The following is a 15,355-nucleotide window of genomic DNA, read 5'->3' as shown; positions in this document are numbered from 1 at the left end:
GTCAAGGCGATGCATGAACATTACAAACTGGACGGCGTTTTCACAGGCGAGCCCAAATTCAAGTATCACGATGAATTCCAGGCTAATGCCAAAGTAGCTGAAAAAGACGATAAGAAAGGAAAAGAGTAACACTGCTTGTTTCCGGTAAGATCTCATCAATACAGATGCTGGGGAAATAAAATGTTTTCCCCAGCCGTATTTCTTCTGATAGCCTCCAGATCATCATTTTTTTCAAAAAAGATTGTAGAGTACTTGCTTTGTACAATATGCCTAGATGTAAATATAAGTACAAAGATTACATTCAAGCTCGTCGGAAATGATGGGGTGTTTATCTCAATAAAGGTAGAAAATGCTTAGTTATTTCCCTGCATCTGATGGTGTTTATGTTCACAGGAAGCGAGATTATTTCATCGCTGCCTTCACTTTCTTTTGTGTAGCGGTAAGTCTGGTTATTGACGCTCATGCGGGTCTGATCATACAAAATCTTCTGGGTGTGATCGCATGGATATTTTTAGTTGGGTTATTAATAGGTGAAAATAAAGAAATAAGAATACAGGTGGCTATTGCCGTGGCATTTGCAACGGCAGGTGAGCATTTTGCATCCATTTATATGGGAGGATATACCTACCGATTTGAGAATGTGCCCTTATATGTGCCACCAGGACATGGAATGGTTTATTTAACAGCTGTTGCACTCGCTCGTTCAGGCTTTTTCCTTAAGCATGCGAGGAAGATTGCTGCATTCGTAGTAATTGTATGCGGTATCTGGTCATTTTGGGGCGTCAGCGGCTTTCCTGAGCAAGGTGATCAAGTAGGAGCAATATTATTTTGTGTGTTTCTTATCTATCTATTCAAAGGTAGATCCCCCATGGTTTATCTTGCTGCTTTTTTTATCACTACCTGGTTAGAACTGATTGGTACAGCTGCCGGCACATGGCAATGGGCGAAGCTTGAGCCCATATTTAACTTATCACAAGGAAATCCACCCAGTGGTGTTGCTGCCTGGTATTGCCTCGTAGATGCAGTCGCTATTGGCGGTGCGCCCATCGTTCTAGGTGTAGTAAATAAATTTAGTGAGTGGTTAAAAAGTGATAAATCTAAACGAAGTATTCAACAGGAGACAGAGTAATCAAACAATGTTTAAATTCAGTCGAGAAGACTGAGCAGCTTATGAGTGATATCACAGCATTTGATCAATTAAATTTATCAGATCAGCTTCTGCGCGCAATTGCAGATCAAGGGTATATCAAACCTACCCCTATACAAGCCCAAGTTATTCCACATATTCTTGAGGGCAAGGATATTATGGGCAGCGCTGAAACGGGCACAGGAAAAACAGCCAGTTTTACATTGCCTCTGTTACATCGATTGCAACCCTATGAGAATTCAAGTACTTCCCCAGCCAAGCACCCTATTCGGGCACTGATACTTGCACCCACGCGTGAGCTTGCAACACAGATCCATGATAATGTGAAAAAGTATGGGAAATATCTGCAGCTTCGCAGCACGGTCATTTACGGCGGTGTCAGCATCGATCCGCAAATTAAAGAACTGCAGGCTGGGATAGAAGTACTGGTTGCTACCCCCGGTCGTCTACTAGATCACATTGAGCAGAAAACGATCAATCTATCCAAAATCGCCATTTTGGTACTTGATGAAGCTGATCGTATGCTCGATATGGGTTTCTTGCCGGATATCAAACGCATTCTCATGTTGCTATCGCCTCAGCGGCAGAGTTTGATTTTTTCCGCGACATTTTCTGAGGAAATCAAACAACTTGCAGATAAATTACTGAAGCAGCCAATTTTAATTGAAGCGGCAAAACGTAATGCAATCAATCAGTCCATTTCGCATATCGTGCATTTAGTCGAACCTGAACGCAAGCATGAATTGCTGGTGCAGTTAATTAGACAAAATGACCTTAAACAAGTACTGATTTTTGTTAAGACCAAGCAAGGTGCGGATCGACTGGTCAAGCAATTGACTCGGTATGAGGTGATGGCAACTGCAATTCATGGAGATAAGAACCAACAGCAACGGACGCAAGCACTCAATGATTTCAAAGAGGGAAAGATTCAGGCATTAGTCGCTACCGATGTAGCTGCACGGGGACTGGATATTGAGAATCTCGCGTATGTGATCAATTTTGAGTTGCCGACTGTGCCGGAAGATTATATTCACCGGATTGGACGGACGGGGCGTGCAGGCAGTAAAGGAAACGCTATTTCGTTAGTCAGCGTGAACGAAAAGGATTTACTCGCTGGCATCGAGAAACTGCTCAAAACAAAGCTGACCGTAGAAAAAGTGAACGGATTTGAGGTTGAGAAAAGCGTTCATGCGGCCTTGCCCCAAACAGCAGGCCGTCAACGGTATAATGGCAAATCACCCCAGCAGAAGCCTGGATTGGACCGGCATAATGGAAGTCATACGGCTAAGCCACAGCCGACTGTTCATGCTAGAAATAAACCTTCCCGTACGATTGATCCAATTTTTACTCAACCCTATGTGCCTATGGCGTTGGTTAAAAAGCAAGATGCAACCGATAAAATTACTCAGTCTATTCACAAATCGAACAAGAAAGCCATTCCGGCGCTCTTTGTGCCGCCCGTTATCGACAAACATAAACAAGAATAAACAAAGTCAGTCATAAGTGCTATCCAACTTCGCATGTACTACTTCTAACCCTTCACCGCATTGCCAGCATAATTGGAAATTTCGCGGATTTTGCTCGCCACACGCCGGGCAGGATACGTGGCCTTCTTCAACCGGTGCACTTTCGTACGTATCGATAATCGAGCGTGCTTTCTCAAGATCATCGTCATGCATAATCCATACTTCTGGATATGCATGCGTGAAGGGAATTTCTCCTACGCCACCCTGTGCATGGGTATTAAATAGCTTTGCTGGAATATAGGCATGTTCTAGCAAGGCAACGATCATTTGTGCTTCTATCAAGTTATTGGCGGAATAGAGTTTTTTCATATCGCATTGTTTACTTTTTTCTTTTCTGAATAGAGAATAAGGGAGAAATGAGAAGAGCATGAAGCTATTTCACAGAAACAACTCTGATTGAGTTGGTAAATTCAATATATATCGGGAGAATGATCGAATGTCTAGTCCTGAGTTGCCGTGGCGCAAATTGGTCGAAAGTATCAAACGTGGTAACTGCATTCTTCTACTTGGACCGCAGGTCAGTTTTGATCCGGAAGATTCTGATCATTTACCTCTGACAACTTTGCTCGCACGCCGTTTAGCCAGTCATGAAGTTCTTGCTGAGACTAAAGATTTAGTCAATCGGGATGATCTGGCTCATGTTGCTCAACTTTTTAAGCAGCGTTCTGATCGCTATGGCCTGGAAATCGAAGTGAAGGATTTCTATGATGCTTATCAAAATTTGGTGACAGATTTTCATAGAGATTTGGCTGCGCTACCGTTTACGCTATGTATCAATACCACCCCCGATCATTTGTTTAGCAATGCCCTCGTTGAAGCAGGGAAGAAACCTGTCCGGGACTACTATAACTACCAGCGTCCTCGTCCGGTGATTGCTATCCAACCTACTGCCGAAAAGCCTTATATTTATAGCTTGTATGGTTACTATGATGATGCTGATCCAGAATCCCTGGAATCTCTGGTTTTGGCAGAAGATGATCTTTTAGATTTCTTAGTCAAAATCATCAAAGGCAGCCCCGAATTGCCGCCATTTATCCGTAGCCAGTTTGCAGATCCGAATAAAAATTTTCTGTTTGTCGGCTTCGGCTTCCACTCATGGCATCACCGTATCTTGCTCCATGTATTGAATGCGCATCATCATAGCAATCAATCGCTCGCGGTCGAGGATAAGCAATTTTTTGCTCGCCCGGATTGTTTTCAGACAGTCGTGTTCTACAGTAATCAGCATAAAATCAAATTTGAGCATTTTTCCTGGTTGGCATTTGCCAAAGAATTACGCGCTGCCTATGCGCCGTTGGCGAAAGCACAAATCGCTACTCAACAACAATCAGCCGATAGCCTACCGAAAGTATTTTTGTGTTATGCCAGTGAAGATCGCGACCAAGTGGAGCAACTTGGCCAGCAACTATTGGCAACAGGCATTGAACCCTGGCAGGACAAGCAAAATCTGCGAGCCGGTGACAATTGGGATCGGCAGCTTATCCATGTGATCAATCAAGTCGTCGATTATGTCGTTGTCGTCCAGTCGCCGGCGATGATCAGGCAGGTCGAAGGTTATTTTTATAAGGAAATCACAACTGCCTTGGAGCGGCAGAAAAAGATTGCTAGCGAATTTCGCTTCATTGTTCCGATTACGCTGACTGGGAACGCCATTCTGCCGCAGCTACATGAATTCCATCATATCCCTTTGAATGGGCTCGGTGGTTTTGAGCAATTAGCGGATGCAATCAAAGCCGATTGGCAGCAACGTCAGAAAAGGGCCGTCGCATGAATCAGCTATCCATCGATCGCTATCCTGGTCCCCGTTCCTTTAGGGATAACCCCGACGACCGCTTATTGTTTCATGGCCGCAAGGAAGAGATCGAACTGCTGTTCCATCGCATCTGTGCAGCACACTTGCTGGTATTGTTTGGTAAATCGGGTGTAGGTAAAACGTCCCTGCTCCAGGCAGGGGTATTCCAGAAATTACGCGAGGAGCAACACATGCTGCCTCTACTCGTTCGTCTCAATATACCAGGCGCGCTACTCGAGATTATCCAGGCTGCAGCCCGTGAGACGAGCCGGAAATTGGCTATCGATTACACCCCAGGCGAAGGTGAAACGCTTTGGGAATTTTTCAAAACAGCCATGTTCTGGCAAGGTGACCTGCTGCTTACTCCCGTGCTGGTATTCGATCAGTTCGAAGAGATTTTTACGCTGAAACAGGCTGAGGAGCGTGCAGGGGTAGCCCGCGAGCTCGGTGATTTATTTCGCGGGGTGTTGCCGCAAAGTGTCAGGCAAAAACGCCAAATGTTAACTGCAGCAGAGAAGGGCAGCGCTGCTTCTACGGCGCTGTTAAGCGAGCAGCCGCCTAACATTCGCGTAATCCTGAGCATGCGTGAAGATTTTCTCGGTGCCTTGCAAGAGCTGGCTGCCGATATTCCCGGGATTTTCGATGACCGTGTGCGACTCAATCCATTGTCCGATACGCAGGCAGAGCAAGCTATTCGCCAACCGGCTGCCTCCCCGCAAACGGCTGCAACTAGAAGTCGATTCATGACGCCGCCATTTAGCTATGAGGACGATGCTCTGGCGGAAATCATCCGTTACCTGCGAGGTAAATCCGGCGTCATCGAACCATTCCAGCTACAACTGGTTTGCCATGATATCGAGGAACAAATGGCGCAACAGGCTGCCAAGGGACAGCCCATCGCTTGCATCACGAGCAAACTGCTCGGTGGGGAAAAACGGCTGGATGCGATTGGGGAGAACTTCTATCAACAAACGCTCGCTAAATTACCCAGACATCATCGCCGGAAGGCGCAGCGGCTATGCGAAGAAGGGTTGTTGAATGCGGAAGGCTTCCGCTTGCCGCTGCAAGAGAACGAGATTGCGAAAGAATATCATCTTGATAGCCAGGCGCTGGTTCCACTGGTTGAAGCGCGTTTTTTGCGCAAGGAGCCGCGTCTGGAGAGCTATTTTTATGAACTGAGCCATGATAGCCTGGCCCGGCCTATCGTCAAGAGCCGGCCGTGGAAATTGACCCGCAAACAACGCCTCGTCGCCTATAGTGGCGTTGCCACCCTCATGATTGTGGCTGTGTTTGGTTATTTGCAGTGGCAGGCAAAAGAAGATGCCTATGCCGCCGAGAAGGAAGCCAATAGCGCGCGGCAGCAAGCACAAGCTGCGCGTGAGGCGGCAGAAGACATACTGAATTTCCTCGTGTTTGAGTTAAGGGACAGGCTTACGCCGATCGGTCGCCTGGATATCGTTGAAATGGTGCAGCAACGGGTAAATGATTACTATCAACAATTGGGTATCGAGGGACAATCAGCAAGGGTGCTGAACCAGCGTGCTGCTTCCTATAGCAGCGAGGGAGACCGGTTATTTGCTCAGGGAAAGTTGGAAAAAGCCAGAGAAGCCTATCAGCAGTCTTTTTCTCTGATTGAGCAGATCTCGAGGCTTGAACCAGATTATCTTCCGTGGCAACACAATCTATCGGTGTCGTTAGATAATCTGGGAAATGTATTGAACGCGCAAGGCAAGCTGGAGGAAGCGCAGAAAACTTATCAGGAGAGTTTGGTTATCGCTCAGAAACTAGCTGCGCATGACCCGAGCAATACGCAGTGGCAGCGGGATGTGTCGGTGTCGTTTAACAAGGTTGGCGATGTATTGAACGCGCAAGGCAAGCTGGAGGAAGCGTTGGCATTTTATCAAAAGGCATTAGCTATAAGCGAGTCCTTAGTTGTTCATGATCCCAGCAATGTGATCTGGAAGCGTGATCTAAGCTGGCTTTATGACACGCCGGTGTCATTGCTAGCTGAGCTGAATCGTTTTAATGAGGCGGTCGAGCTTGTTCAACGCCAGGTAGCGTGGCTTGGTAAACAAGAAAATAGTCCGGAAGTCAGGCAAGCGCTGGCCGGCGCCTACTTGCGCCTTGCCTGGTACGAATTATTCAATCGGCAACCTGAACAGGCCATCGAGGCGAGTGAGCGGGGGTTAGAAATCGAGACAGATGAACAGATAGAAGCAACGCTCCATACCAATCTGGCCCATGGGTATCTATTGATTGATCAGTATGAAAAGGCCAAGGCTATCTTACCTGCGCTATAAAGAAAAAATGACTAGCGATGGCCGCAGCTTCAAACAGGCGGTACTGGATGATTTTAAGGAATTACGCCAGCGGGGTGTTACCCATACCGACATGGAGCGGATTGAGGCATTGTTACAGTGATGTAATAGGCAATTCGTTCATTCATGACGAACCATCGGCGCTGCATTTGTGGCATTTTACGGATGTTTCGAGTGGAAACTATCATAAATCAGCAACACAGCGCCGATAGAAATCGCCGAGTCCGCAATATTAAAGGCGGGCCAGTGATAGCTGCCGAGGTAGAAATCAAGAAAATCGACCACATGGCCGAGCGTGATACGGTCCCACAGGTTTCCGAGCGCACCGCCTAAAACAAGGCTCAGAGCAAGACAAAACAGCTTGCTGCTTGCATATTTATGCAATAAAAAAATAATCACTGTGGAAGCAATCAGTGCAATACCGCTTAAGAGCCAGCGTTGCCAACCGGAAGCATCGTTCAGGAAACTGAAGGCTGCTCCGGTATTATAAGTAAGGACCAGATTAAAGAAGGAGGTAACCGGAATCTGCTGATTATAAACCAGACTGGATTCAACCCAGTACTTGGTGGCTAAATCCAAGGTTAACACGATAAATGCAATTGCCAGACTATAATAAAATTTCATTAGATAAGTGTTGTGATCAGCGGATAGAGTTGAACAAATTAGGCATGGCGGCGTAATTCTCCTGCCCCAAAAAGATTGGATAGGCAGCGCTCACACAAGGCAGGATGAACATCATGATGACCAACATCCTGCCGATAGTGCCAACAGCGTTCACATTTGGCATGCGGGCTAGCCTGCACGGAGATGCTATTTTTCTCGGCAGAGGACACCTGGTGCAAATGTACTTCGGATGTGATCATGACGAAGCGGAGATCATTGCCGAGAGAATTGAGCAGCGCGAAATCCTTTCCGCTGGCATGGATATTTACGATTGCGGCAAGGGAGGAGCCAATCACACCTTGCGCCCGCGCTTCTTCCAGTTTTTTCTGCACTTGCGAGCGCAGTTGACGCAGTCGCGTCCAACGCTGAAGCAGCTTGTCAGTTTCCGCTGGTGATTGTATGTGTCCGGGGAAGCTGTGCCAAGTATGCAAGAGCACACTGTCCCCAGGTGCGCTTGTCAACTGCTCCCAAACTTCTTCCGCGGTGAAACTTAAAATCGGGGCAAACAAGCGCACCAGGCAATGGGCGATATGATATAGCGCACTCTGGGCGGAGCGACGTGATATGCTTTTGGCTGCGGCGGTATACAACCGGTCTTTCAGAATATCGAGATAGAAGCCGCCTAAATCTTCTGAACAGAAATTATGCAAAGTATGTACGATCTGATGAAACTCGTAGCGCTGATAAAGTGTGGTGAGCTCATTTTGCAGCGCCTCAGTATGGGCCAGCATATAACGATCGATTTCCAGCCAGTCATTGAGCGCTAAGTTATCCGTCGCCGGATCAAAATCGGCCAGATTGGCTAATAGAAAGCGTAGGGTGTTACGGATGCGCCGGTAAGTTTCGACGATACGCTTGAGGATTTCATCAGAGATAAATAGCTCGCCCGAGTAATCGGTCGAAGCTACCCACAGGCGCAGGATATCGGCGCCCAAGGTATCTACCACTTTTTGTGGTGCGATCACATTCCCCTTAGATTTACTCATTTTATGACCCTGACCATCCACCACGAAACCGTGTGTCAGTAAGGCATGATAAGGAGCGCGGCCATCCATGGCGCAGCCTGTCAGTAATGAGGACTGGAACCAGCCGCGATGTTGATCTGAGCCTTCCAGATAAAGATCAGCCGGATGATTGAGCAGTGAATTGTGTCTGAGTACAGTGTCATGCGTGGTGCCGGAATCAAACCAGACATCGAGTGTATCGCTCAGCTTGCAATAATGCTCGGCGTCATCGCCCAGCAGTGAGGTGGTATCGAGCTTGAACCATGCTTCGATACCGTCTCTTTCTACCTCACACGCAACCGCTTCCAGCAATTCAGGCGTGCGTGGATGCAAAGCATGCGTTTCCTTGTGCGCGAAGAATGTCATGGGAACGCCCCAGTTCCGCTGGCGCGAGATGCACCAATCCGGACGATTTCTGATCATCGCCTCCAGACGCGCTCTTCCCCAGGAGGGGAAGAAAGTAGTCTCATCAACGGCTTTCTTCGCGAGCTCACGCAGGGATATGCTAGTCTGAGAAGAACTTGCGCGATGAATTGCATTCATGCCGATAAACCACTGCGGCGTTGAGCGGAAAATGATCGGTGTTTTGTGCCGCCAGCAATGCGGATAGCTATGCTCGATTTTTTCCATATGCAGCAAATGCTGGCTGGTTCTCAGTGCATCAATAATAATATCGTTAGCTTTCCAGACAAATAGATCACCTACCAACGGCGTAGCGCTGATGAATTTTCCATCGCCGCCGACCGGGCTGTTGCTGGATAATCCATATTGCTGGCCTACGAAGTGGTCATCCAGACCATGCGCTGGGGCAGTATGAACCAAACCCGTACCAGCTTCCAGCGTGACATGTTTGCCGCAGATAATGGGTACGGTGCGTGCATCGAATGGATGATGGAGTTGTAAATTCTCCAAGTCACGTCCTTTGCAGCTTGCTAGCACTTTGCCCTCGAGTTGATAGCGCATCAAGCAGGTTTGCTTGAGTCCGGCTGCCAGGATCAATAATCCATGCGGAGTATCGACTAATTCATAATCGAAATCAGGGTGGACGCAAACAGCCTGGTTGGCAGGTAATGTCCATGGAGTCGTGGTCCAGATGACGGCATAGGCCTTTTTGTCTGCTGGTATCGATACTGCAAATGGTTTGGCAAGCGGGTGTCCGGCGGTATGATCACAAACGACTTCAAAGCCGACATCAATGGCAGGTGAAACCTTATTTTCATAGTCGACTTCTGCTTCTGCCAGTGCTGAACCACAATCGATACACCAGTTGACCGGCTTCTGTCCTTGATAGAGATAACCATTCTGATAAATTTTACCGAGTGCTCGAATGATGCCAGCCTCAGTTTGGTAATTCATAGTGAGGTAAGGATGTTCCCAATCGGCTAGGACGCCCAGGCGGATGAAATCAGTTTTTTGCCGTTCGACTTGCTCCTGAGCAAAAGCGCGGCAGAGTGCACGAACTTGATCCGCAGGAAGATTTTTGCCATGTTTTTTTTCGATCTGGTGCTCAATCGGTAATCCATGGCAATCCCAACCCGGAACATAAGGTGCATCAAATCCTGCCAGTGTTTTACTTTTGATGATGATGTCCTTGAGGATTTTGTTGACGGCGTGACCAATATGGATATCTCCATTGGCATAAGGCGGGCCGTCGTGGAGAATAAATTTTGGGCGGTCCTGACTGGCTGCGCGAATTTTCTGATAGAGCTGTTTTTCCTGCCAGGCTTTGAGTATAGCTGGTTCCCGCTTGGCAAGATCACCACGCATCGGAAAAGGGGTATCGGGTAAATTGAGCGTTTTTTTGTAATCAGTCATGGAAATTGATCCGGTTTTATTACGAAACAAGGTCTGTTTGAGTCATAAAATAGTTTTTTGCGTCGGTGACGTCTTGTTCTATTTGTCTGGTCAGTGTTTCTAAATCAGGGTATTTTTCTTCATCTCTGAGTTTATGCAAGAAATGGACACGTAAATGATGACCATAAATTTCTTGGTAGAAATCAAATAGATGAACTTCCAGAACGGGTTTGCCAGTTGTATGAGTAGTCGGGCGTATCCCGAGACTTGCTACTCCGCGCATTGTTGCGGGCAGGGATGAGGATATATCGCTACTGATTTCTACTACATAAATGCCCATCAGAGGAGGGCGATTGTGGTTTAACTGGATATTGGCGGTGGGAAATCCAATTTGCTTCCCCAGTTTATCACCATCCACGACACGTCCGCTGATACTATAGGGTCGCCCCAGCAACTGTTTAGCGAGATTCAGATCGCCACCAGTCAATGCATCCCGTATGGCGGTACTCGATACGCGTAATCCATTCACGCTAAAGCTAGGCATGATTTCTACTTCAAAGCTGCCAGATTTTTGAGAAAATGTTGTTAGCATCTCCACATCACCGGTACGTCGTGCGCCAAAACGAAAATCATCTCCTACCAGTAGCCAGCGAACAGCAAGTTCTTGCTGAAGGATGCGCGTCATGAATAATTCTGCGTCGATTCTGGCAAAATCATGATTGAAGCGGTAAATCTGAACGCGATCTATACCAGATTCTGCCAGTAACTCCAGTTTTTCGCGTAGACTGGTAAGACGTGTGGGTGCTCGAGGAGGAGCGAGAAATTCACGCGGATGCGGCTCAAACGTCATGACGCAGGAAGCGATATTCAGTTGAGCTGCTGCCTGTTTCACGTGTGCGAGCATGGCCTGGTGGCCTAAATGCACCCCATCAAAATTGCCTATGGTCAATGCTATAGGCGCCTCTGGCCTAGGAGAAGCCTTTCTGCAAACTTGCATGATACCGAATGGATGAATAAGTTGGAGGTCGATGCTAGAACTTCAAGTGACCGCTTTTAGCTTGTCTGGCTAAATCAATGTGTTTCAACGAAGAGTTCCATAGGTTGTCGATCCGGAAAATTGCCCATCTGATAGCCAAGCCATAATCTGCCTGCAATAAAAGTGGCAACGGTATCTGCATGATGCTTCAAGGTGGAGTTGCCTAATTCGTGCGTGGTTTCTTTAAAAAGGTGCAACCATTGTTTAAATAAATCTGCATTGAGTTCTGGAAGCGCAATATGCTTTGGCATCGGTGCGCCACGGAAGCGGCTGGTACCTCGTAACTGAGCTGACCAGAAGTTGATCATTTGCACAAAATGCGCATCCCAGTCAATCACATGTTCTTCAAAAATCGGTCCAAGATCAGGATCTTTTCTCGCTTTTGCATAAAAGTTGTGGACTAATCGTGAGATTTCTTCTTCAGTGTATAAGTCCGGATTAGGTGTAGGCATGGAAAATGGTGTCATAATTTATAAATTAAAAATGATCATGTAATGGCGCGAGATCAGTTTTTGAACTCGACGTAGGCTGCAATACATGTGATGATAAATATATATCGTTGTCTGTTAAATTTCCCTGTAGTTTATCGATTACTGTATAGATTGTCTAACCACGGATTTTGCGGTAGGAAGAACTGATCCAAGGAACATTTAAGGGTAGATATCGCAAGTTTCTCGTCAAGAATACCACTATCAGTGGAAAATGATGAAAGTAAAACAATTATAACAAAGTAGTTCAAAGTAGTTTCAAACGCTTTACCCGAATTTATTCATATGAAAAGGTAGCCGAGATGAAACTTTCACAAGGAAAATCTTTGCTGGATGATCCAGCGCTAAATAAATCAACAGCTTTTACCCGCGAAGAACGAAATCAGTTTAGTTTACGAGGCTTGCTGCCTTATAAGGTAACAGACATTAATACCCAGCAAAAACGCGTGTTAGGTAATCTGCGCCGGAAAAACAGTGATATCGAAAAATATATTTTTCTAAATAGTTTGCTGGAACGGAATCAACGCTTATTTTACCGAACGATGATCGACCATATCGATGAGATCATGCCGCTGGTTTACACTCCTACCGTAGGAGAAGCCTGCAAGCAGTTTGCTCACATTTACCGGAACCCTCAGGGCTTTTATATTACCCCCGATGATCGAGGTGAGATTGCCTCGATATTCAGTAACTGGCATGAGACGGATATACGTATCATTGTGGTCACTGACGGTGAGAGGATACTGGGTCTTGGTGATTTGGGTGCGAACGGCATGGGGATCTCGATAGGCAAAACTGCTTTGTATGTAGCTTGCGCAGGTATCCATCCAGCACAATGCCTGCCGGTAATGCTTGATGTCGGGACGAATAATCAACCATTGCGTGAAGATTTACTTTATTTGGGATACCCTTATTCCCGGTTGTCTGGAGAAGCTTATTTGTCATTGGTGGATGAATTTGTTCAGGCCATTCAAACAAAATTCCCCAACGCATTGATTCAATTTGAGGATTTCCAGAGTCAGCATGCTTTCGAGCTTCTTGACCGTTACCGTACGCAGGTGCGCTGTTTTAATGACGATATTCAAGGGACAGCCGCGGTTACCCTTGCGGGCATTTATTCGTCTTGCCGGATTACGCACAAGCGATTTGCCGATCTGAAGGTGATGCTACTCGGAACAGGTTCGGCAGCAAGCGGCATTGCGGAATTGATGGTTTCGGCATTTTGTACAGCCGGCCTCAGTGAGGAGCTTGCAAGATCAAGAATCTGGCTGGTGGATAGACAAGGACTGGTGGTATCAAGTCGTGAGCATTTCAAGCCGCGCATCCAGCCTTTTGCGCACGAACATGCACCTGCGAGTTTTGTTGAAGCGATCGAAAGCATACAGCCAGACATTTTAATCGGTGCAACGGGTGTGGCGGGAACGTTTAGTGAAATGATTATTAGAAAAATGGCGCACTTCAATGAACATCCGGTTATTATCGCGTTGTCTAATCCTACTTCGCATACGGAATGCACCGCAGAACAAGCCTATCGATGGACAGATGGGCGAGCCATTTTTGCCAGTGGCAGTCCATTTCCAATTTTCAGACTGGGTGAAAAACTGTTCAAACCTGCTCAGGGGAACAACGCTTATATCTTTCCTGGTGTTGGTCTTGGCGTGATAGCCAGCAGGGCGCGATTAGTTACCGATAGCATGTTTTTGGCCGCAGCCAAGGCGCTGGCAAACATGGTTTTGCCAGAGGAGATCGAGGTAGGCGCAATTTATCCTTCACTTAACCGGGTTCGCACTGTTTCTCATGCCATTGCAGTTGCGGTTTGTCGGATTGCCCAGCAAGAAGGGCTGGCAGAAAACTCACTTCCTGAGAATCTGGCAGAATACATCCGTGCAATGATGTATGAACCCAATTATTGAATTCCAATGACATGCTGCGACGGATCGAAGTGAGTCCTTTTTGGCTGAAGCGGACCCATTATCATAAATGCAGAAGCAAATCATCTGGGATTGATTTGATGCATAGAAAAAACCCCCATTTCTGGGGGTTCTGCGAATTGCCTGAGATGCAATTAAGGTGTTATTTCAGATCGTCAATACTGGCACCAAAGTTGATGTGGAATGCTGTGCCATCCATTACAAGCGCTGGAACCGATTTGACTCCACTGGCTTCTGCTTCGCTAATTCGAGATTTGTCAGTTCCCAGATGCACAATTTCAACATCATATTTTGAACGATCAATCGCGTTAGCAACAGCATGCTCCGCTGCAACACATACCGGACAGCCGGCATGATAAAAAATAGCTTTTGCTGCCATATAAAAAACTCCTTTTAATATTGATCACATAAATAACTCATGCATTTTATCATATAAAATTGTTAATACGGATGATGACGGTTATCAGACTTAATAAGCTGGGGGAGGGGGAGGCGGATTACCAGGTGGCGGTGGTGGTACGCTGCTGCTTGCGGGTTGGCTAGGTGCATCAGTAGGCTGACTCACATAAGGATCGCTCGAAAATTGACCTACTACTGGGACACGATGACCATTTGCATACATGCACTGAATATAGGACATGTCATAACGCTGTTGGCTGATATATCCAGAGGACCTGGCTGCCTCGCTGCCACTTAAACTACCTGCCAGCAAACCGCTGCCAGCACCAATTGCCGCTCCCCGCCCACCTCCGAATGCTGCACCGGCAACTGCGCCAAGCGCAGCACCCACTGCTGCACTCTCCACTCCGCTGGATACGGAAGCCTGCCTGGGTGTTTGGGTGTCACCTTGTTGACTGGCGTATTGCCGGCACAGATAATCATCGTTGCGAAACTGATCAAAACTTTTGCCGACCCCCGGCAGGACCATAACACTTGGGCCACTGGGTATATGGACGCATGCAGTAAGCAAAAACGGTGGTAAAAGATAAGTCAATCTTAAAATCTTTTGCATGAATGGCTCCTTCAATTATTCTATTGGCTGAGGTGGAACTTTTAACCATCCCCCTGGGCACTTCTTGACATAGGGATAATAGCCTGCTGGATTTTCACAATAATGCCAGTAATTGGTTTCTGCAGGAGGGGAAGATTGCATGGTGCTTGGTTGCTGGATATAAACTGGTGGTGTTGCAGGCACGACAACGATGGATGAGTAATAAGGAGGAGACATAAAGCCTCCATAGTAGGGCCCGTAATAATAGGGCCTGTAATAGTAGGGTCTGTAATAGTAGGGATAATAGGGGTAGCCAAAAGAATAACTGCCATAAAATCCGCTACGATGGCCTCCATAATAGCCAAAAGACCCGATACCATAACCTGTTCCCACTCCCAATCCAAAACTATAGGAATTATGACTATGATGATTGTGACTGTGATAGTGACTACGATCTGCCCATGCCGCCTCATTCAATGCTACTGCAAAAAAAGTAACCATTAAGTATAGAAAGCTGATCTTTCTCATGAGAATCTCCGTCGTGTACTGACAATTAACCTGCTTTAACTTTTGAGCAAGCTATTTATATGTTAAGTAGTCAAAATTTGATGGATCAGATTTATTATAGTTTCATAACGCTGTCGAAAATCAAGAAACGGGTCAGT

The 15,355-nt window shown here is 46.7% G+C and carries 14 protein-coding genes and 1 pseudogene; 7 read left to right on the top strand and 8 right to left on the bottom strand.

From position 1 onward, the window contains the following. From J5I83_RS08825 to J5I83_RS08815, 3 genes and pseudogenes are all read left to right on the top strand, one after another. Positions 1-129: pseudogene (locus tag J5I83_RS08825) on the top strand (cytochrome C554); the annotation flags it as partial. 220 nt (positions 130-349) lie between these two features. Further along, complete coding sequence (locus J5I83_RS08820; RefSeq protein ID WP_304055083.1) at positions 350-1,129, top strand: hypothetical protein; 780 nt, start codon at positions 350-352, stop codon at positions 1,127-1,129. 41 nt (positions 1,130-1,170) lie between these two features. Further along, positions 1,171-2,634 (top strand): DEAD/DEAH box helicase, encoded by a 1,464-nt coding sequence (locus J5I83_RS08815; protein WP_304055081.1) that lies wholly within the window; start codon positions 1,171-1,173, stop codon positions 2,632-2,634. 6 nt (positions 2,635-2,640) lie between these two features. Here J5I83_RS08815 and J5I83_RS08810 read toward each other — a convergent pair whose 3' ends face one another. Further along, a complete protein-coding gene (locus J5I83_RS08810) occupies positions 2,641-2,982 on the bottom strand; it encodes a DUF2007 domain-containing protein (protein WP_304055079.1) in 342 nt (113 codons plus the stop codon). 127 nt (positions 2,983-3,109) lie between these two features. On the opposite strand from J5I83_RS08810, the gene J5I83_RS08805 reads away from it, so the two are divergent. The 3 genes from J5I83_RS08805 to J5I83_RS08795 are packed head-to-tail and all read left to right on the top strand — an operon-like array spanning position 3,110 to position 6,886. Then, entirely contained in the window at positions 3,110-4,444 is a 1,335-nt protein-coding gene (locus J5I83_RS08805) for a toll/interleukin-1 receptor domain-containing protein (protein ID WP_304055076.1), read from the top strand. After that, complete coding sequence (locus J5I83_RS08800) at positions 4,441-6,765, top strand: tetratricopeptide repeat protein (RefSeq protein ID WP_304055075.1); 2,325 nt, start codon at positions 4,441-4,443, stop codon at positions 6,763-6,765. Before J5I83_RS08805 ends, J5I83_RS08800 begins: the two co-directional genes overlap by 4 nt. Further along, positions 6,731-6,886, top strand: a complete 156-nt coding sequence (locus J5I83_RS08795) for a hypothetical protein (protein WP_304055072.1) — start codon at positions 6,731-6,733, stop codon at positions 6,884-6,886. The genes J5I83_RS08800 and J5I83_RS08795 overlap by 35 nt, the downstream gene beginning before the upstream one ends. A gap of 56 nt (positions 6,887-6,942) precedes the next feature. Here the strand turns inward: J5I83_RS08795 and lspA are convergent, their stop codons facing one another. The 4 genes from lspA to J5I83_RS08775 form a co-directional block, all read right to left on the bottom strand. Further along, positions 6,943-7,407, bottom strand: coding sequence for a signal peptidase II (lspA, locus tag J5I83_RS08790; protein ID WP_304055070.1), 465 nt, complete (start codon positions 7,405-7,407; stop codon positions 6,943-6,945). A gap of 38 nt (positions 7,408-7,445) precedes the next feature. Continuing rightward, positions 7,446-10,265 (bottom strand): isoleucine--tRNA ligase, encoded by a 2,820-nt coding sequence (ileS, locus tag J5I83_RS08785; protein ID WP_304055068.1) that lies wholly within the window; start codon positions 10,263-10,265, stop codon positions 7,446-7,448. 19 nt (positions 10,266-10,284) lie between these two features. Beyond that, positions 10,285-11,241 carry a bifunctional riboflavin kinase/FAD synthetase gene (locus J5I83_RS08780; protein ID WP_304055067.1) on the bottom strand — a complete coding sequence of 319 codons (957 nt, stop codon included), beginning with the start codon at positions 11,239-11,241 and terminating at the stop codon, positions 10,285-10,287. A 74-nt stretch (positions 11,242-11,315) separates the two neighbouring features. After that, the gene (locus J5I83_RS08775; protein ID WP_304055064.1) at positions 11,316-11,747 is read right to left on the bottom strand and encodes a group III truncated hemoglobin; all 432 of its coding nucleotides are present in this window, start codon (positions 11,745-11,747) and stop codon (positions 11,316-11,318) included. Between the two features lie 323 nt (positions 11,748-12,070). Here J5I83_RS08775 and J5I83_RS08770 point away from each other — a divergent pair, with 323 nt between their 5' ends. Next, complete coding sequence (locus tag J5I83_RS08770) at positions 12,071-13,681, top strand: NAD-dependent malic enzyme (RefSeq protein WP_304055062.1); 1,611 nt, start codon at positions 12,071-12,073, stop codon at positions 13,679-13,681. A gap of 160 nt (positions 13,682-13,841) precedes the next feature. Here the strand turns inward: J5I83_RS08770 and J5I83_RS08765 are convergent, their stop codons facing one another. The 3 genes from J5I83_RS08765 to J5I83_RS08755 form a co-directional block, all read right to left on the bottom strand. Next, a complete protein-coding gene (locus tag J5I83_RS08765) occupies positions 13,842-14,078 on the bottom strand; it encodes a thioredoxin family protein (protein ID WP_304055060.1) in 237 nt (78 codons plus the stop codon). A gap of 90 nt (positions 14,079-14,168) precedes the next feature. Then, positions 14,169-14,711, bottom strand: coding sequence for a YMGG-like glycine zipper-containing protein (locus J5I83_RS08760; protein WP_304055057.1), 543 nt, complete (start codon positions 14,709-14,711; stop codon positions 14,169-14,171). Positions 14,712-14,726: 15 nt separating this feature from the next. Then, a complete protein-coding gene (locus J5I83_RS08755; protein WP_304055055.1) occupies positions 14,727-15,218 on the bottom strand; it encodes a hypothetical protein in 492 nt (163 codons plus the stop codon). Positions 15,219-15,355: the final 137 nt, after the last annotated feature.

Origin of the sequence: Nitrosomonas communis (assembly GCF_024102715.1) — a bacterium.
Lineage (GTDB): Bacteria > Pseudomonadota > Gammaproteobacteria > Burkholderiales > Nitrosomonadaceae > Nitrosomonas > Nitrosomonas communis_B.
This window is presented reverse-complemented; position numbering and strand designations above follow the sequence as displayed.